Here is a 17,570-nt window from a genome sequence, read left to right on the forward strand (position 1 = left end):
CAAAAGCGGGGCGATGATCGCCCATTCCTCGTCCGTCAATTCGTGGCGGCGCATCTCTCTCTCCCCTATCGAGAGAGGTTGAATCACGCTCCTAGCCGGCCCGCAAATTTATGGGGCCACTGCCTAGGCGGCGGTGGGCGGCGCGGTGCACGTCGCCAGCCCGATGAGCTGGCCCTGCAGGTAGGTGCAACCCCACTGCGTCAGCAATTCGCCGGTCGGCTCGTCGAGCACCCATTCGGCCACGGTCTCGATGCCGAGATTACCCGCCAGATCGAGCAGCGCCCGCACGAAATGCCGATCGTCCGGCGACTGCATGAGCGAGCTGATGAAGCTGCCGTCGATCTTCAGCATATCGACGCCGAGCCGCCGCAGGTTGCGGAACGAGGTATAACCGACGCCGAAATCGTCCATCGCGACCTTGCAGCCAAGATCGTGCAGCCAGTTCACGGTCCGGCGCACCGAATCGAGGTCGGCAATGGTGGCCGATTCGGTAAGCTCCAGAATCAGGCGCTCGCCGAATCCCTGCCGCGATCGCTCTTCCAGCAGGTTCAGCCACGCGCCATCGTGGATCGAGCCGGGCGAGACGTTGACTGAGAGCCTCAGCGCCGGGTCGGCCTCCAGCGCGGCGAAGGCCAGTTCCAGGCTGCGCAGGTCGATCAGCCGGGTCAGGCCGAAGCGCTCGGCGGTGGGAATGATCGCCGAGCCGTCGAAGACATGCCCACTATGGCTCGCGATCCGCACCAGACATTCGTGGAACGCCACCTGCCGCGTCGCGCCAGCCGCGATCGGCTGGAACGCCAGCTTCACGCGCCCCTCGCTGAGCGCGGACACGATATCGTCGGCGAAGCGCAGATTGGCGCGGCACTCGGCCTCGCGGTCGAAGCTCGGCGAATAGCTGAGAAAAGTGCCGCCGGCGGAGGCGCGCACGCGTTGCAGCGTGTCCTGCGCCCGGGCGAAAATCTCGCCGACATTGCGCCCCTGCCGCGGGGCGACCAGCCCGCCGGCGGAAATCGTCACCGAGACAGCACCCGCCGCGGTGCGCGCGGCCGTGCCGTTCACGGCGGTGAGAAAGCGATGCGCGGCGCCCGCCAGATTCTCGCCCGGCCAGTCGCGCAGCAGCAGCGCGAACTTGCTACCGGAGAATCGCGCCATCTCCTCGCCCTCGCGCAGCTGCGCGGCGAGGCGCAGCCCAACGATGTCGATCACCTCGTCGGCGACTCGGTAGCCATAGGCATCGTTGAACTGGCTGAGTTGGTCGATCGATACCAGCATGAAGCCGAACTCACCGCCATCGGCGTAGCGGGCGGCAAGGCGCTCGTCGATCATGGAGGCGAGGCGCTGGCGGTCGGCCTGCATGCCCGGCGGCTTGGCGTAGCGCACCGGCCGCCCGACCGAATAGCGCCGGATCATTCCGTCGACCTGCACCAGCCGGCCATGGGCGTCGAAGCGTCCGACGCCGCGATCCTCGATCCACAGCCGCCTTTGGCCGCAGCCGGGCGGCAGCGACAGGCAATAGACGGTCTCGAAGGGCCGGGCGTGGCCGATATCGGGAGGGGAGAGCGCCTGAAGGCCCGGAAACAGGCCGCCGCCATGGAGATTGCTCGCCATCGCGGCCTCGGCGCGGCACAAACCGGAGCCGGGCTCGACCAGCGCGCCATATTCCTTACCGGTCCGCGCCCGCTGCCAACGATGCGGCCCGAGCAGGTCCCGCGCATTGTCGCTCCAGCTCACCTGATCGGTGTCGATGGTCCAGGAATAGACGGCCGCGCCCAACTCGCAGATGACCTGCCGCATCGCCTCGCATGTGAGGGGCAGCTCGGAATCAGGTCGGGCGAGCAGGACTCCGTCATCCATGGAGCGCCACCGATATGGTGTCATTATACGACGGCACGGTAGCACACCTCCACCCTGTGCCGTGAATCCGCACAGTAAATAATGGAACCGGAGTGCCGTCCACCTCGACCGGGGGAACAGGCGCCGTTTCCGCCTGAAAGCACCGGCGGACGCCCGCAGTGCCGACACCGGCGCGGCGCACCACGCAAAAAGACGCCGCGCCAGACAGGCTGACGCGACGCTCTCGACGGATTTCGCAGCGAATCAGCGGCGACAGGACAGACGGGGGCGGGAACGACGCGCCGAGCGAACCCAACGCTTTCTGTTCCCGCGACGCCTGCGCGTCGGCCGGCCGAAAAGGCTCAGGCCTCGGCCTTCACCTTGAGGACCTGACGGCCCTTGTACATGCCGGTCTTCAGGTCGAGGTGGTGCGGACGGCGCAGCTCGCCGGAATCCTTGTCCTCGATGTAGGTCGGCTTGGCGAGCGCGTCGGCGGAGCGGCGCATGCCACGGCGCGACGGGCTGGTCTTCTTCTTCGGAACGGCCATAGTCTCAACTCCTGTACCGACGTGCCCCAAGACCCTGGAAAGGGAGCCGGCGCCGGGTCGTGCTTATCTGGAGCGCGGCTTATACAGACTCATGCGCGCAAACGAAAGGGGCTGCGGACAGCCGTTTTCGACAAAGCGCGCCGATCCCCGCCGCATCCTTTCGCCCGGGCTGCCGGCTTTCTCAAGGCGGGCTCAGCCGAGCGGGCCGAGGCAGGCGGTAAGCTCGGCGCCCTCGCGCGGCAGCCGGGCCTGCAAGCGCCCGGCAAGACGCGAGACGCCGGGGCCGGGCTTGGCCGCGCTGCGCCGATGCGGGTTGGGCAGGATCACCGCCATGAGCGCCGCCTGCCGGCCGGTCAACTCGCGTGCCGGGCGGCCGAAGGCGTGCTGCGCGCCGGCTTCCGCGCCAAATTCGCCGTTCGGCCCCCATTCGGCGATGTTGAGATAAATCTCGATCAGCCGCCGCTTGGGCATGACCGCGTCGAGATAGAGAGCGAGCGGAATTTCCAGCCCCTTGCGAATGAAGCTTCGCCCGTTCCACAGGAACAGGTTCTTGGCGACCTGCATGGTTATCGTCGAGGCCCCGCGCGCGGGCTCGCCGTCATCGGCATCGTCCATCACGTTCTGCAGCTCCACGAGGTCGACGCCGTGATGGCTGCAGAAGCGCGCATCCTCGGAAGCGAGCACCGAGCGCACCAATGCCGGCGATATCTCCTCCAGCGGCACCCAGTCGCGGGTCACCGGCTGAAGTGTCGCCCAGCGCCAGAGCATGAGGGTCGAAATCGGGGGCACGACATTATAGGCAAGGCCGAGCGCGAGCGGCACCGCAATGACGATCAGCGCGATCTGCAACAAACGCCTCAGCCACCCGCCCATTTCGCCTCCCTGCCCGCCCTCAATAACTAGGCGATAGGCGCGGTTCCGCAAATGGCTGACGGCAAGGATAGTGAACCAAGAGGACATACGCCCGCATTATCCCGGCGTGTCCGTCCACAGAGCCGGCACGGTGGCGAGGATCGGGGGAACCACGAACACCCACATTCCCGTGCCGATGAACAGCCCCGCCGCCGCGAGGCAGCCAAGGGCGAAGGCCGCGGCGGAGGGTGTCATCTGGCGGATCCGCGTGATCGCGGCGGCACGCTTCTCGTCCGGGGCGGCATGAAGCAGGGTGCCGACATCCAGCATGATCTGCGTCACTGTCATGGTCATGACGGTGGTCGGCGGCGCGGTGGCAAGGTGCAGGCGATGGGTCGCATTCTGCATCGCCATGGCGCTCACCAGTATCATTCCGGTCACGAGGGCTTGCCAGGCGTCGCCGTCGGGAAACGGGCCGCAATGAATCGCCAGCACCGCGGCGCCGACCAGCAGCAGCGCCTTTACGGCGAGCAGCAGCCGGAAGGCGCGCCGGCCGCGCTTCTGCATCACGACCGACAGGAACTGCGTGAGGACGACGACCAGGCAGAAAACGGGAAGCGCCAGCAGCTTCGCCACCGCGCCGGAGGCTCCGTGCGCCAGCGACGCTCCGAAGGTCACGAAATTGCCGGTGACGTGGGTGGTGAACAGCCCGTGCAGGGCGAGGAAGCCGGCAGTATCGACATAGCCGCCGTTCAAGCTCAGCAGGAGGGGAACACGGTTCAGCGCCATTCCGTCACATCCTTTCGCAAATCGGCGTTGGGAAGGCTAAGCAACCGAGGGCGCCAAAGCCAGCGCAAGCAGGGCCCGCACCTGTCCGTGCGAATCTTCGAGGTGGGACCACGCTTGACGGCGCAGCGCAGCCGGGGCACGCAACCATCCCAGCCGTACTGATCCTTCATGCCGGAATCGACGATGACGCCGCCCGACACCCCTCTTCCCGAAGCACTGGCGCGCGCGGCCGACGAGGTCGGCCATTCCATCGACCGGGCCATCGCCGGCGCCGGCATCCCCAGCGCGCGGCTCGCCGCCGCGATGCGCCACGGCGCGCTGAACGGGGGCAAGCGGCTGCGGCCCTTCCTCGTCATCCAATGCGCCGCGCTGTTCGGCGTCGGCGCGGCGCAGGCCCTGCCGGCCGCCACCGCGCTCGAATGCGTGCACTGCTATTCGCTGGTGCATGACGACCTGCCGGCGATGGACGACGACGATTTGCGCCGTGGCCAGCCGACGGTGCACCGCGCCTATGACGAGGCGACCGCGATTCTCGCGGGTGATGCCCTGCTCACTCTCGCCTTCGAGATACTGGCCGGCGAGGCGACGCATCCCGACCCGGCGGTGCGTATGGCGCTGGTGGCGAGCCTTGCCCGCGCGGCCGGCGGCGGCGGCATGGTGGGCGGGCAGATGCTCGACCTCGCCGCCGAGGGCCGCTTCGAGGGCGACGGCCGCCCCCGGCTCGATGCCGACGCCATCATGCACCTTCAGGCGCTGAAGACCGGCGCGCTGCTGCGCCATGCCTGCGAGGCGGGCGCGCTTCTTGGCGGCGCGTCACCTGCGGAGAAAGCGGCGCTCGACACCTATGCCCGCGCCATCGGCCGCGCTTTTCAGATCGCCGATGACCTCCTGGATGTCGAAGGCGACGCCGGCACCGTCGGCAAGGCCGTGGGCAAGGATGCGGATGCCGGCAAAGCCACTTTCGTCGAGTTGCTGGGCATTGAAGGCGCCCGCACCGAGCTGGCGCGGCTGGTCGAGGAGGCCACTGCCGCGCTCGCCGGCTTCGGCAGCAAAGCCACACTGCTGGCGGAAGCGGCCCGTTTCATCGCCGAACGCCGCAATTAGTGATCCACCCTACTCGACGGAACCTTCCCTTGCCTCCATGTTTATCGTGACGTAAGCCTCGACCTGCCATAGTTCGGGCAGGCGCGTTGGTTGCGTCTCTGGGAGGTTCACATGCGTCTGGTTCCGTTCGCTCTTGCCGTGCTGATGTCCGGCGCCGTCGTGCTCGCCGTGGCGCCTGTGCAGGCGCAGGATTCGCCCACGCGCCTGACCCTTCGCAAGCCGGCGCCGAAGTCCTATCTCGATCCCGGCACCGTGGTGAAGCCCGGCACCGGCCGCTATCTCAACTATGTCGACGTGGTGCAGTCGCGCTATCCGCAGTATGGTGACAACAGCACCATCACCGGTACGCGCTATCCGCTGCCCGACCAGTACTACCTGCCGAAGTACTGAGCGCCCGAGACGGCGAGATTTTCCGGCCCGGCATGCCCCGCATGCCGGGCTTTTTGATTCGCGACCTCGGTCCCGGCCCTTACAAGAAAACGGCGCGCAACCCGTGGCGCGCGCCGTTTATGTTCAGCAGATGGGTCCGGCGCTCAGGCCGCCTTATCGAGCTCGGCCAGCAGCGCGTCGCCCATGCCTTCGGTACCGACGCGGGTCGTGCCCTCGGCATAGATGTCGCCGGTGCGGTACCCGGATGCCAGAACGCCGGCGATGGCCGCCTCGATGCGGTCAGCGACCTCTCCCAGGCCGAAGGAATAGCGCAGCGCCATGGCGAGCGACCCGACCATGGCGATCGGGTTCGCGACGCCCTTGCCGGCGATGTCGGGGGCAGCGCCGTGCACGGGCTCGTATAGCGCGCGGCGCTTGCCGGAAATCTCCTCCACGCCGCCGAGCGAGGCGGAGGGCAGCATGCCGAGCGAGCCGGTCAGCATCGCCGCCACGTCGGAGAGCACATCACCGAACAGGTTGTCGGTCACCAGCACGTCGAACTGCTTGGGCGCGCGCACCAGCTGCATGGCGCAGCTGTCGGCGAGCTGGTGCTCCAGCGTCACGTCGTTGTACTCGGCGCCATGGACCTCGCTCACGACCTGCTTCCACAGCAGACCGGACTTCATCACATTGTGCTTCTCGGCCGAGACCACCTTGTTGCGGCGGGTGCGGGCCAGCTCGAAGGCAACGCGGGCGATACGCTCGATCTCGTAGGATTCATAGACCTGGGTGTCGATGGCACGCTTCTGGCCGTCAGCAAGGTCGGTGATGGTCTTCGGCTCGCCGAAATACACGCCGCCGGTGAGTTCGCGCACGATGAGGATGTCGAGCCCCTCGACCAGATCGCGCTTCAGGCTGGAAGCGTCGGCGAGCGCGGGATAGCAGAGCGCCGGGCGCAGATTGGCGAACAGCTGCAGGTCCTTGCGCAGGCGCAACAGGCCGGCTTCCGGGCGCAGATCGAACGGCACATTGGCCCATTTCGTCCCGCCCACCGCGCCGAGCAGAATGGCATCGGCGGCGAAGGCACGCTTCATCGCCTCTTCGGAAATCGGCTGGCCGCAGGAATCATAGGCCGCGCCGCCCACGAGGTCCTCCTCGATGGCGAAGGAGGCGAGACCGCGCGCCTCAAGCCAGCCGAGCACACGCTTCACCTGCGCCATGACTTCAGGGCCGATGCCGTCGCCGGGGAGGAGCAGGAGCTTGTGAGTGGCCATGGGATTGTCTCGCTTTTCGCGTCGGAACGAAATTATTGGGCGTGCGGAGTGCTAATCGCTGGCGCGCGCACTGGCAAGCGCGACGCCGGGATCGCCGGCCTTCAGCGGTAGCGCCCGGCCATCTGTAGAACCTCGATCTTGTAGCCGTCGGGGTCGGCGACGAAGAAGAAGGTCGCCAGCAGCGCGCCCTCGTGGAGAAACTCCTTCACCGGGGTCGGCGCGAAACCGGCTGCAGTGAAGCGCGCATGCTCGGCGCGAACGTCCTCAACGGCGAAGGCGAGGTGGCCATAGCCGTCTCCCGGCGCATAGGGCTCGGTCCGGCCGTGATTGATCGTCAGCTCGACCTCGAAATCCGCGTCCGCGTTGCGCAGATAGACCAAGGTGAAGCCGTCGAAGGCGTAGCGGTCCGCGATGTCGAGCCCGAAGGCGAGCTTGTAGAAATCGACCGAGCGCGCCTCGTCGAGCACGCGGATCATCGAGTGAATGGCCTTGGCCATGGCGGCACCTTGCGGGAAATGGGGAAGGGTCAGCGACGGCGGGCCGTCACCTCGATCTCGATCTTCATCTCCGGCTTCAGCAGCCCGGCGACGATCAGCGTGCCGGCGGGGCGGATCTCGCCGAAATAGTGCCCGAAGATCGGGAACACGGCATCGGCATAGCCCGCGTCGGTGATGATGTAGCGCACGCGCACGACATCGCTCAGGCTCGCCCCCGCCTCGGCGAGCACGGCGGAGATGGTGCGGAAGCAGGCATGGGCCTGCTCCTCCACGCTCTCCGGCATGACCATCGTCGCGTAATCATAGCCGGTGGTGCCAGCGACGAAGATGAAGTCGCCGTCGACCACCGCGCGCGAATAGCCCGAGGCCTTCTCGAAGGGCGAGCCGGAGGAGATGAGGCGGCGCGACACTGGCGCGCTCATGCCCAGGGACGCTCGCCGGCGAGGCGGGTCTCGTAATCGTGGATCTTGTCGGCCTTCACCTTGGTCAGGCCGATATCGTCCAGCCCGTTGAGCAGGCAGTGTTTGCGGAACGGGTCGATCTCGAAGCTGATGGAGCCGCCATCGGGGCCGGTGATGGTCTGGCTCTCCAGGTCCACCGTCACGATCGCGTTGGCACCGCGCGAGGCGTCGTCAAACAGGGCGTCGAGCTGCTCCTGGGTGACGGCAATCGGCAGAATGCCGTTCTTGAAGCAGTTATTGTAAAAAATGTCGGCGAAGGACGTGGAGATCACGCAGCGAATGCCGTGGTCCAGCAGCGCCCAGGGCGCATGTTCGCGCGAGGAGCCACAGCCGAAATTGTCACCGGCGACCAGAATGCTGGCATTGCGATAGGCCGGCTTGTTCAGCACGAAATCCGGGTTGTCGGAGCCGTCGTCATTGTAGCGCAGCTCCGAGAACAGGCCCTTGCCGAGCCCGGTGCGCTTGATGGTCTTCAGATACTGCTTGGGGATGATCATGTCGGTGTCGACATTGACCAGCGGCAGCGGCGCGGCGACGCCGGTCAGGGTGGTGAACTTATCCAACGCATCCTCCATCGATCCGAAGGCCGGGCGCCTTGCGCGCCGCCCGCCGGAAACATCCCGCCTTCCATAACAAGCCGCGCCGCCGGTGCCCAGCCGCGCTCCATCAGGACCGAGGCAGCATGCGGCGCAGAACGTCGTCCTTCAGCACGACATGATGCGCCAGCGCAGCGAGCGCATGGACAAGAGCCAGCAGCACCAGCGCATTGGCCAGCCATTCATGCACCTCCTGCACCGGCCGGGCCGCCTCCCGGTCCACCGCCATTGGCGAGGGGATCGTGAACAGGCCGAAGAACGTCACCTCGTTGCCACGCAGGAAGGCGAGATAGATGCCGACCAACGGGGTGACCACCAGCAGCAGATACAGCAGCAGATGAGCCGCGGTCGCGGCCAGATGAACCGGCCGGGACAGGGCCGCCGACGGCGGCGGCACAGGCCCGACGGCGCGGCACGCAAAGCGCAGCGCCACCAGGCCGAGAATGGTGAGGCCCACCGAAATGTGGGTCCACCAGATGAGGGCCCGCGCGGGCGTGCCGCGCTCGAACAGGCCTTCCAGATAGGTCACGCCATACACCAGGAGGATCGCGATCACCGTCAGCCAGTGCAGCGCCCTCATGGGCCAGGTATAGGTCGCGACGGTCGGCACACCGGAAGCAAGCTTGGTCATGGTCGCTCTCCACACAGATTAGATATTTTCTAATCTGGTATCGCGCCGTTTCCCATGCGGAGGCCTACGTAGAGCCGCCCTCCTCCTCGATCCGCTCCATGTCCTCGTCCGACAGGCCGAAATGGTGGCCGATCTCGTGGATGAGCACATGGGTGACGATGGCGCCGAGCGTCTCGTCGTTCTCGGCCCAATAATCGAGGATCGGCCGGCGGTAGAGGTGGATCATGTTGGGCAGCACGCCGCCCGCCGTGTCGAAACCCTGCGCCAGCCCGATGCCCTGAAACAGCCCGAGCAGGTCGAACGGCGTTTCCGCCTCCATCTCCTCCAGCACCTCGTCGCTGGGGAAATCGTCGACCTGAACCACCATGTTGCCGCACATGGCGCGAAAGTGGTCGGGCAGCCGCTCATAGGCCGCCTGCGCCATCACTTCCATCTGCGCCAGCGAGGGCGCCTTCACCGGGGCCCAGGCTTCGGGTTCAGCGTCCAGCCGATTGGCCGCCTCGTTCATCGTGCCTCACCTGAGATAGGTCAAGAACAGGTAATAGACGAGCACCAGCGCCGCGATCACCGCGAGCGAACGCCCGATCCGGCGGCCCCACACTTCCATGGGGTCGTCGGGCGGGGGTTCCCAGAACGGATCGCCGCGCATCGTTCCGCCGTCAGCTCGCGCGCGGCCACTGCCGCACGTCTACGAAGCGGCCCGCGATCGCCGCCGCCGCCGCCATGGCGGGGGAGACGAGATGGGTGCGGCCCTTGTGGCCCTGCCGGCCCTCGAAATTGCGGTTCGAGGTCGAGGCGCAACGCTCCTCGGGGCCGAGCTTGTCGGCGTTCATGGCGAGGCACATCGAGCAGCCCGGCTCGCGCCAGTCGAAGCCGGCGGCCTTGAAGATCGCGTCCAGCCCCTCGGCCTCGGCCTGCAGCTTCACCAGGCCAGAGCCCGGCACGATCATGCCGGACACGCCCTCGCGCACCTTGTGGCCGCGCACGATGGCGGCGGCGGCGCGCAGGTCCTCGATGCGGGCATTGGTGCAGGAGCCGATGAACACCTTGTCGATGGCGATGTCGGTGATCTTCGTGCCGGCGGTGAGCCCCATATAATGGAGCGCGCGCTTCTTGGCGTCGCGCTTGCCCTCGTCCGCGATCAGATCGGGATCGGGCACGAGGCCCTCGACCGAAATCACGTCCTCGGGGCTGGTGCCCCAGGAGACGATGGGCGGCAGCGAGGCGCCGTCGAGCCGCACCTCATGGTCGAAGAACGCGCCCTCGTCGGTATGCAGCGTATCCCAGTAGCGGCGGGCGGCGTCCCAGTCCGCGCCCTTGGGCGCGCGTGGGCGGTCCTTCACATAGGCATAGGTGGTCTCGTCGGGCGCGACCATCCCTGCGCGCGCGCCGCCCTCGATCGACATGTTGCAGACCGTCATGCGGCCTTCCATCGACAGGTTGCGGAACACCTCGCCGGCATATTCGATGACATAGCCGGTGCCGCCGGCGGTGCCGGTGGTGCCGATGATGGCCAGCGTCACGTCCTTGGCGGTCACGCCGTCGGGCAGCTTCCCGTCGACGGTGACGCGCATGTTCTTGCTCTTCTTCTGGATCAGCGTCTGGGTGGCGAGCACATGCTCCACCTCCGAGGTGCCGATGCCATGGGCGAGCGCGCCGAAGGCGCCATGGGTCGAGGTGTGGCTGTCACCGCACACGATGGTGGTGCCCGGCAGGGTGAAGCCCTGCTCCGGGCCGATGACGTGGACGATGCCCTGGCGCTTGTCGAGCTCGTTGAAATACTCGATGCCGAAGTCGCGGGCGTTCTCGGCCAGCGTCTCGACCTGCATCCGGCTCTCGGGATCCTCGATGCCGAAGCGCCGGTCCGTGGTCTGGACGTTGTGATCGACCACGGCGAGCGTGCGGCTCGGCGAGTGCACCTTGCGGCCGGCGACGCGCAGCCCCTCGAAGGCCTGCGGCGAGGTCACCTCATGCACGAGGTGGCGGTCGATATAGAGCAGGCAGGTGCCATCCTCCTGCCGGTCAATCACGTGATCGTCGAAAATCTTGTCATACAGGGTACGCGGAGCGGACGTGCTCATCTCGGCATCTCGGCTGTTATCTAGGGATGTGGCAGGGCTGAAGGCAGCGCGGCCGGGAGCTGGCCATGGCGGAGCATGGCCGGAATCGGCTCCGGGCGGCGCTCAGCTAAGGCCCGCCACCGCGCAGGCGGTGAAACGACCAAAGAACCGGGCCGGCAGGCGAACGTGATCGGGAACAGCCGCGAAGCCGATCGTGGTCGGCAGGCGGCGACGGGCTTCCGGACGCGCAACATCGGCCGGGCCGGCGGCCGAAGCCACGCCCGCGCAGACGGTCTCACCATGTGCCCTGCGCTCGATCATGGAATGTTTCTAGCAAGTCCGGGAACGCCAAACAAGGAATGTCATGTGGGGAGCGCGCTTGCCGGCGCAAGTCCCAAACCCGCGACGCCGTCTACTGTCTGGAATAATGTATTATAAAGTATTTCACTCACTCTCTAAATCGAAAAACGGGCGTGACCAAACGTCATCCCGATATAGCGCAGAGGCCCGAGCTGGTTTACGATTCACCAATCATTTCAGCCGAGCGGGGGCACATGCGCGTTTCCGATTTTGTGTTGGTGGCAGCTGCGGCTGCAGCTTTCCTCATGGCGGAAAGTTCGTACAACCGCGCCGAAATCGCGCCGTCGCAGCCCGTGAATGCCGGCCATCAGGAGGCGCAGCTCATCACCTGCCCGCTGCGAAAGCCCGAATTCGCCACCGTGATGCAGGCCGCCTTCCTCGGCGACGGCACGCTGCTGGTCGAGCAGCAGACCCGCACCCGGGTCGCCCATATCAAGGATTGCTGACCGGTCGCGCCGACGCTCAGGGCGCCGCCCGCGCCTTTTCGATTTCCGGCACCAGCCGCGCGCGCAGGCCCTCGGCGTCGATCGGGCCGATATATTTGTAGGCGATGCGCCCGTCCTTGCCGATCACGAAGGTCTCCGGCACGCCATAGACCCCCCAGTCGATCGCGGTGCGCCCATTGGCGTCGACGCCGACCGCCGCATAGGGATTGCCGAAGGTGCCGAGGAAGCGCCGGGCATTGTCCGGGGCGTCCTTGTAGTTGAGCCCGACCAGCCGGAAGCCCGGCATTTTCGACAGCTCCACCAGGAACGGATGCTCGTCGCGGCACGGCACGCACCAGGACGCGAAGACGTTCAGCACCGTTACCTCCCCCGCGAGCCCGGCCGAGGTCAGGCCGGGCACCGGGGCGCCGTCGCGCGCAAGGCCTTCCAGCGGCGGCAGGTTCAGCGCCGGGGCCTCGCGGCCGATCAGGGCGGAGGGGATGCGCGAGGGATCGCCGGAGAACAGCCGGCCGTAGAACAGCGCGGCCAGCGCCGCGAAGGCGATCAGCGGCAGCAGCACGACCAACCGGCGGCGCAGCGTCGTGCCCGATGCCGGGGCTTCCGTCTCGGGAGACGGGCTTTCAGGGGACGGCAGGCTCATCCGACGTTTTCCGGGGCGTCTTCGCGCACGGAAGCGGCGCGGGCGGAACGGCGACGCACGCCGCGCGCCTCCATCTGCGCGAGGCGGCGGCGCACGCCGCGCCCGTCGAGCACGATCCACACCCCCATGGCGCCAAGCACGCCGAGGCTCACGCCATAGCAGGCCAGGATGAAGCCGCCGTGCTCGCCCAGCATCGCGTCAATCATGATGCGCCTCACACATAGGAGGCCTCGGCGGCGGCGCGGGCTTCGAGCGCGCGCAGGCGGCGGCGCAGGATTTCATTGCGCATGGCGGCAAAGTGCAGCGTGCTCATCAGCAGCGTGAAACCCACCGCGCACACCAGCAGCGGCCAGAGCAAGCTGGAATGGATGGTCGGCCCGCCCATGCGAAACACCGAGGCCGGCTGGTGCAGCGTGTTCCACCAGTCGACCGAGAATTTCACGATCGGCACGTTGACGAAGCCGACCAGCGTCAGCACCGCCGCAGCGCGGCCGGCCTGGTTGGGGTCCTCGATCGCCGAGCGCAGCGCCAGCAGGCCGAGATAGAGCAGCAGCAGCACCAGCATCGAGGTCAGCCGCGCGTCCCATACCCAGTAGGTACCCCACATCGGCCGGCCCCAGAGCGAGCCGGTGAACAGGCACAGAAAGGCGAAGATCGCCCCTATCGGCGCCAGCGCCTTGTGCGCGACATCGGCCAGCGGGTGGCGCCAGACCAGGATGCCGAGCGCGGATAGCGCCAGCAGCGAATAGCCGAACATGGCGAGCCAGGCGAACGGCACATGGATGTACATGATCCGCACCGTCTCGCCCTGCTGGTAGTCGGCGGGCGCGCGAAAGGCGAGGTAGAAGCCGACCGCCAACGTCACCGCGCTCAGCCCCGCGAGCCACGGCAGCACCCGCTCGGCGAGAGCGAGGAAACGGGTCGGGTTCGCGAGATCCATCAGCGCCATGGGGCGGTTCTAATCCGCCCCGCACCGCCCGGCAACACGCCGCGCATTAGTCACAACGCGGATGTGATGATGGGGCGCAGCTCGCTGAGCCCGCTGCTCACGCCTGCAGTGGCCAGGAACCGAGTGCGCGCAGCATCGGCGTCTTCTTGAGGAAGTGGTCGTCCATGCGGTCGAGCAGACTCACCAGCAGGTCGATCGCTTCCAGCACCGCCGGCCCCTTGTTCAGCATCACGCATTCGGCGCGGGCGGCCATGGCGGCGTCGGTCATCTCGCCGCGCGAAGGGGTGCCGTCGCGCACCAGATCTTCCAGAACCTGAGTCGCCCAGATCGCCGGCACCGCGCCGGCCTCGCAGATCCACAGCAGCTCTTCCTGCATCTCGGCGAGGCGCTCGAAGCCGATCTCGGCGGCGAGGTCGCCCCGCGCGATCATCACGGTGAACGGACCGCGGCGCGCGGCGCGGGCGATCAGATCGGGAAGATTGCGCACCGCCTCCGGCCGCTCGATCTTGGCGCACAGGCCGAGCGGGCGCGCGCCGCGATCATAGCGGGCCATCACTTCGTCGAGCAGGTCGATGTCCTGAGAGCGGCTGACGAAGGAATAGCCGATCATGTCGGCGCATTCGATCACGGTCGCGAGGTCCTCGGTGTCCTTGGCGGTGAGCGGGGAGAGGCCGAGGTCGGTGTCGGGAAGGTTGAGGCCCTGCTCGGGCTTGAGCTTGGTGCCTCCGGCCTTGGCGTGGGTCACCCGCACCAGGGCCTCTCCGTCGCGGAGCGCCTCGACAACGCCCTCGACCTTGCCGTCGTCATAGCGCACGCGGTCGCCGACGCTCAGGCGGGTGACGATGTCCGGCAGCGACACCGCTGCGCTGAAGGGCGCCCGCTCGTCGATGCGGGGGGCGCCGTCGGCCACCAGGCGGAACAGCGCGCCGGGGGTGAGCCGGCCGGCCGGCTTCCCCTTCTTCATCGGCGCCACCGCGCCGGTGCGGATCTTCGGCCCGGCCACGTCCATGAGCACGGCGATCTCGCGGCCGAACTCGGCCCCGGCGGCGCGCACATGCGCCGTCATCGCGCGCCAGTCCTGCGGGGTGTCATGAGCGCAATTGATGCGGGCGACATCCATGCCGTGGCGGGCGAGGTCACGAATATAGGCGGGGTCGCCCGACGCCTCGCTTGGCAGCGTCACCATGATGCGGGTACGCCGCCCGGCGGGCACCGGGCCTAGGACGGCGAGGCTGGCCTCGTCCAGCCGCCTCTCGCCGGCAAAGAACGCCGTCTCGTCGGGCACCGCCAGCGGGGCCGGCTGGCCGCACAGTGCGGAGAGCGCGCCGATCACGGCGTCGAGCGTCGGCAATACCCGGCTCTCCAGCCGGCCCAGCGAGGACAGGCCGCGCGCCATCAGCCGGCGCTGAAGCGGGCGCAGGTCATGCTGGCGCAGGGCCAGGTAATGAGCGAGGTTTTCCAACGACGGGTCGTGCCGGCCGGCAAGCCGCGCGAAACGCTCGATCACCGGCGCCGCCTGCGCCGCCACACGGGCGCGCAGTTCGATCACCTCCTCCAGCAGCACGGAGGCCGCCTCGGGGGCATCGGAGGCGACGGGTTGCACATTGTCCATGGCGATGCTCTTTTCCACGCGGTTCGCGGCGGGTCGGGCTCAAGGTGCGTCGCACGCTAACGGTGGCCTGTAACGGGGGCGTGAAGCCGCCGCAGCCTCGCACCCGAGACCCCCGCCACGCGATGGCCACATGAGGATCGTTGAACGCTCACCCGCAAAAGTCGGGACAAGAGCCGAGCACAGGAATCAGGTACGGACGTGACCACTACTCCCACCCTTCCCTTCGCCTTCGCCCTCTCCCTTCTGCCGCTGCTCGCCGGCGCGGCGCTGGCACGCTCCACCGCCGACCAGATGCTGATGCTGGACCCGACGGCGCGGATCGAGCAGCGCTGCAATGCCCGCGGCATGGGCCTGCTGCAGCGCGAGCACAAGGGCCTGCATCCCGACGAGCTGGTGGCCTATGCCTATGCCAACACCGTCGTCGACCATGGGGGCATCAAGGCGCCGGGCGCGGCGGTGCGCAGCGGCGGCGACTGGTATCACCTGTCCTATAGCTGCCAGACCTCCCATGATGGAATGGATGTCACCGCCTTCGACTATACGCTCGGCAGCATTATCCCGAAGGGCGAATGGGACGCCCATTATCTCGTCGCCCCGTGAGCGGCTCGCCCGTTGCGGCACTTTTCGCGGGCCACATTGCGCGCTATGAATAAGCCATGCGCACCATGGCTCACTGGCTGGATTTCGGCATCGACCCGAAGTTGATCTTCGCCTCGATGGGCGTGATCATCTTCGCCACGCTCGTGCTGATCGTTTTCACCGGATTCGACACCGAATAGGCGGAGCCTGGCCGAAGAAGGCCGGATTTCTTGACTTTGCCGCCGGCCGCCCTTAGGAAACGCCGCAATCCTCGCCGATTTCGCGAGCCGATTCGCCGCCCGGGCCCAGAGCCTGGAGGTCCACGCCCGACAGCGCTGTGCGCCCTCGGGCGTTTTCGGCTTTGCGTGAAACGCGCTGGAAACCACGGAGCGACGAACGCATGTTCGACTCACTGAGCGACCGCCTCGGCGGCATACTCGACCGGCTCAAGAAACGCGGCGCCCTCTCCGAGGCCGACGTGAACGAGGCCATGCGCGAGGTGCGCCGTGCGCTGATCGAGGCCGACGTCGCGCTCGACGTGGTGCGCTCCTTCACCGACCGGGTGCGCGCGCGCGCCGTCGGCGCCGAGGTGGTGAAGTCGATCACCCCCGGCCAGATGGTGGTCAAGATCGTCCATGACGAGCTGATCGCCATGCTCGGCTCGGACGCCAAGCCGATCGATCTCGACGCCGCCCCGCCGGTGCCGGTGCTGATGGTCGGCCTGCAGGGCTCGGGCAAGACCACCTCCACCGCCAAGATCGCCAAGCGCCTGACCGAGAAGGCCGGCCGCAAGGTGTTGATGGCCTCGCTCGACACCCGCCGCCCGGCGGCGATGGAACAGCTCGCCACGCTCGGCAAGCAGGTGGGCGTGGAAACGCTGCCGATCGTCGCCGGCCAGAGCGCCGTGCAGATCGCCCGCCGCGCCATCGAGGCCGCCCGTCTCGGCGGCTATGACGTGGTGATGCTCGACACCGCCGGCCGCGTCACGCTCGACGAGGCGCTGATGGCGGAAGTGGCCGAGGTGAAGGCCGCGACCCGCCCGCATGAAGTCATGCTGGTCGCCGACAGCCTCACCGGCCAGGATGCCGTTAATACGGCCAAAGCCTTCGACGAGCGCGTCGGCCTCACGGGCATCGTGCTGACCCGTGCGGATGGCGACGGGCGCGGCGGCGCCGCCCTGTCCATGCGCGCCGTCACCGGCAAGCCGATCAAGCTGATCGGTACCGGCGAAAAGATGGACGCGCTGGAGGATTTCGATCCCAAGCGCGTCGCCGGCCGTATCCTCGGCATGGGCGACGTGGTGTCGCTGGTCGAGAAGGCGGTCGAGAACATCGATGCCCAGAAGGCGATGGAAGTCGCCGAGCGCATGCGCAAGGGCTCGTTCGACCTCGACGACTTGCGCATGCAGCTCGACCAGATGGAGAAGCTCGGCGGCCTCGGCGGGCTGATGGGCATGCTGCCCGGCGTCGGCAAGATGAAGAACCAGATGGCGGCGGCCGGCATGGACGACCGCATCATCAAGCGCCAGAAGGCGATCATCGATTCGATGACCAAGAAGGAGCGCCGCAACCCGAAGCTGATGGACGGCTCGCGCCGCAAGCGCATCGCGGCCGGCTCCGGCACCAAGGTCGAGGACGTCAACAAGCTGATGAAGATGCACCGCCAGATGGCGGACATGATGAAGGCGATGGGCGCCAGCGGCGGCAAGCGCGGCGGGCCAATGGCGGGCCTCGCCAACATGTTCGGCCTCGGCGGCGGTGGCATGGGCGGCATGCCCTCCCCCGACCAGCTCCGGCAGATGGCCGAGAAGATGCCGGGTGGCCTGGGCGGCATGCCCGGCGGCCTTCCCGCGAAATTCCCCGGCGGCCTTCCCGGCCTTCCGGGTGTCGGCGGCAAGCCGGGGGGGCTTCCGGGCCTGCCGGGCTTCCCGCCGAAAAAGAAATGAACCCTTTGAACTGAACGTTACGTCC

At 67.5% G+C, this 17,570-nt stretch carries 23 protein-coding genes; 6 read left to right on the top strand and 17 right to left on the bottom strand.

The annotated features are described in order from the left end of the window. Positions 1–123 precede the first annotated feature (123 nt). From VRZ77_RS14375 to VRZ77_RS14390, 4 genes are all read right to left on the bottom strand, one after another. Positions 124–1,854, bottom strand: coding sequence for an EAL domain-containing protein (locus VRZ77_RS14375; RefSeq protein WP_414593330.1), 1,731 nt, complete (start codon positions 1,852–1,854; stop codon positions 124–126). Between the two features lie 341 nt (positions 1,855–2,195). Beyond that, the gene (gene rpmF / locus VRZ77_RS14380) at positions 2,196–2,381 is read right to left on the bottom strand and encodes a 50S ribosomal protein L32 (RefSeq protein WP_018387408.1); all 186 of its coding nucleotides are present in this window, start codon (positions 2,379–2,381) and stop codon (positions 2,196–2,198) included. 192 nt (positions 2,382–2,573) lie between these two features. Beyond that, positions 2,574–3,254 (bottom strand): monofunctional biosynthetic peptidoglycan transglycosylase, encoded by a 681-nt coding sequence (gene mtgA / locus VRZ77_RS14385; RefSeq protein ID WP_414593331.1) that lies wholly within the window; start codon positions 3,252–3,254, stop codon positions 2,574–2,576. Between the two features lie 96 nt (positions 3,255–3,350). After that, the gene (locus VRZ77_RS14390) at positions 3,351–4,022 is read right to left on the bottom strand and encodes a YoaK family protein (protein ID WP_414593332.1); all 672 of its coding nucleotides are present in this window, start codon (positions 4,020–4,022) and stop codon (positions 3,351–3,353) included. 183 nt (positions 4,023–4,205) lie between these two features. Here VRZ77_RS14390 and VRZ77_RS14395 point away from each other — a divergent pair, with 183 nt between their 5' ends. Continuing rightward, positions 4,206–5,126, top strand: a complete 921-nt coding sequence (locus tag VRZ77_RS14395) for a polyprenyl synthetase family protein (RefSeq protein ID WP_414593333.1) — start codon at positions 4,206–4,208, stop codon at positions 5,124–5,126. A gap of 111 nt (positions 5,127–5,237) precedes the next feature. Beyond that, the gene (locus VRZ77_RS14400; protein WP_414593334.1) at positions 5,238–5,516 is read left to right on the top strand and encodes a hypothetical protein; all 279 of its coding nucleotides are present in this window, start codon (positions 5,238–5,240) and stop codon (positions 5,514–5,516) included. A 143-nt stretch (positions 5,517–5,659) separates the two neighbouring features. On the opposite strand, the gene leuB is transcribed toward VRZ77_RS14400, so the two are convergent. The 9 genes from leuB to VRZ77_RS14445 form a co-directional block, all read right to left on the bottom strand. Beyond that, positions 5,660–6,769, bottom strand: a complete 1,110-nt coding sequence (gene leuB, locus VRZ77_RS14405) for a 3-isopropylmalate dehydrogenase (protein WP_414593335.1) — start codon at positions 6,767–6,769, stop codon at positions 5,660–5,662. A gap of 101 nt (positions 6,770–6,870) precedes the next feature. Next, complete coding sequence (locus VRZ77_RS14410) at positions 6,871–7,266, bottom strand: VOC family protein (RefSeq protein WP_414593336.1); 396 nt, start codon at positions 7,264–7,266, stop codon at positions 6,871–6,873. Between the two features lie 29 nt (positions 7,267–7,295). Then, positions 7,296–7,676: a RidA family protein gene (locus VRZ77_RS14415; protein WP_414593400.1), complete on the bottom strand. Its 381-nt coding sequence runs from the start codon at positions 7,674–7,676 to the stop codon at positions 7,296–7,298. A gap of 8 nt (positions 7,677–7,684) precedes the next feature. Next, a complete protein-coding gene (leuD, locus tag VRZ77_RS14420; RefSeq protein WP_414593337.1) occupies positions 7,685–8,290 on the bottom strand; it encodes a 3-isopropylmalate dehydratase small subunit in 606 nt (201 codons plus the stop codon). A 103-nt stretch (positions 8,291–8,393) separates the two neighbouring features. Further along, on the bottom strand, positions 8,394–8,954 hold the full coding sequence (locus VRZ77_RS14425) for a cytochrome b (protein ID WP_241621728.1): 561 nt from the start codon (positions 8,952–8,954) through the stop codon (positions 8,394–8,396). Between the two features lie 64 nt (positions 8,955–9,018). Beyond that, entirely contained in the window at positions 9,019–9,462 is a 444-nt protein-coding gene (locus VRZ77_RS14430) for a metallopeptidase family protein (protein WP_414593338.1), read from the bottom strand. Between the two features lie 6 nt (positions 9,463–9,468). After that, positions 9,469–9,603: a hypothetical protein gene (locus tag VRZ77_RS14435; protein ID WP_414593339.1), complete on the bottom strand. Its 135-nt coding sequence runs from the start codon at positions 9,601–9,603 to the stop codon at positions 9,469–9,471. A 10-nt stretch (positions 9,604–9,613) separates the two neighbouring features. Further along, positions 9,614–11,035, bottom strand: a complete 1,422-nt coding sequence (gene leuC, locus VRZ77_RS14440) for a 3-isopropylmalate dehydratase large subunit (protein WP_414593340.1) — start codon at positions 11,033–11,035, stop codon at positions 9,614–9,616. Positions 11,036–11,137: 102 nt separating this feature from the next. Then, positions 11,138–11,335, bottom strand: a complete 198-nt coding sequence (locus VRZ77_RS14445) for a hypothetical protein (protein WP_414593341.1) — start codon at positions 11,333–11,335, stop codon at positions 11,138–11,140. 152 nt (positions 11,336–11,487) lie between these two features. On the opposite strand from VRZ77_RS14445, the gene VRZ77_RS14450 reads away from it, so the two are divergent. Next, the gene (locus VRZ77_RS14450) at positions 11,488–11,820 is read left to right on the top strand and encodes a hypothetical protein (protein WP_414593342.1); all 333 of its coding nucleotides are present in this window, start codon (positions 11,488–11,490) and stop codon (positions 11,818–11,820) included. A 16-nt stretch (positions 11,821–11,836) separates the two neighbouring features. Here the strand turns inward: VRZ77_RS14450 and VRZ77_RS14455 are convergent, their stop codons facing one another. The 4 genes from VRZ77_RS14455 to VRZ77_RS14470 all read right to left on the bottom strand — a co-directional run bounded on the left by VRZ77_RS14455 (position 11,837) and on the right by VRZ77_RS14470 (position 15,021). Further along, positions 11,837–12,460: a DsbE family thiol:disulfide interchange protein gene (locus tag VRZ77_RS14455; RefSeq protein WP_414593343.1), complete on the bottom strand. Its 624-nt coding sequence runs from the start codon at positions 12,458–12,460 to the stop codon at positions 11,837–11,839. After that, on the bottom strand, positions 12,457–12,666 hold the full coding sequence (gene ccmD / locus VRZ77_RS14460; RefSeq protein ID WP_414593344.1) for a heme exporter protein CcmD: 210 nt from the start codon (positions 12,664–12,666) through the stop codon (positions 12,457–12,459). The genes VRZ77_RS14455 and ccmD overlap by 4 nt, the downstream gene beginning before the upstream one ends. 8 nt (positions 12,667–12,674) lie before the next feature. Beyond that, positions 12,675–13,409, bottom strand: coding sequence for a heme ABC transporter permease (locus VRZ77_RS14465; RefSeq protein WP_414593345.1), 735 nt, complete (start codon positions 13,407–13,409; stop codon positions 12,675–12,677). 97 nt (positions 13,410–13,506) lie between these two features. Further along, positions 13,507–15,021 carry a pyruvate kinase gene (locus tag VRZ77_RS14470; protein ID WP_414593346.1) on the bottom strand — a complete coding sequence of 505 codons (1,515 nt, stop codon included), beginning with the start codon at positions 15,019–15,021 and terminating at the stop codon, positions 13,507–13,509. A 198-nt stretch (positions 15,022–15,219) separates the two neighbouring features. On the opposite strand from VRZ77_RS14470, the gene VRZ77_RS14475 reads away from it, so the two are divergent. The 3 genes from VRZ77_RS14475 (at position 15,220) to ffh (ending at position 17,545) form a co-directional block, all read left to right on the top strand. Further along, positions 15,220–15,621, top strand: a complete 402-nt coding sequence (locus VRZ77_RS14475) for a DUF930 domain-containing protein (RefSeq protein ID WP_414593347.1) — start codon at positions 15,220–15,222, stop codon at positions 15,619–15,621. 56 nt (positions 15,622–15,677) lie between these two features. Beyond that, on the top strand, positions 15,678–15,800 hold the full coding sequence (locus VRZ77_RS14480) for a hypothetical protein (RefSeq protein WP_414593348.1): 123 nt from the start codon (positions 15,678–15,680) through the stop codon (positions 15,798–15,800). A 200-nt stretch (positions 15,801–16,000) separates the two neighbouring features. Then, the gene (gene ffh / locus VRZ77_RS14485; protein WP_414593349.1) at positions 16,001–17,545 is read left to right on the top strand and encodes a signal recognition particle protein; all 1,545 of its coding nucleotides are present in this window, start codon (positions 16,001–16,003) and stop codon (positions 17,543–17,545) included. Positions 17,546–17,570 lie beyond the last annotated feature (25 nt).

Origin of the sequence: Ancylobacter sp. G4_0304 (assembly GCF_047501495.1) — a bacterium.
Classification (GTDB): Bacteria; Pseudomonadota; Alphaproteobacteria; order Rhizobiales; family Xanthobacteraceae; genus Ancylobacter.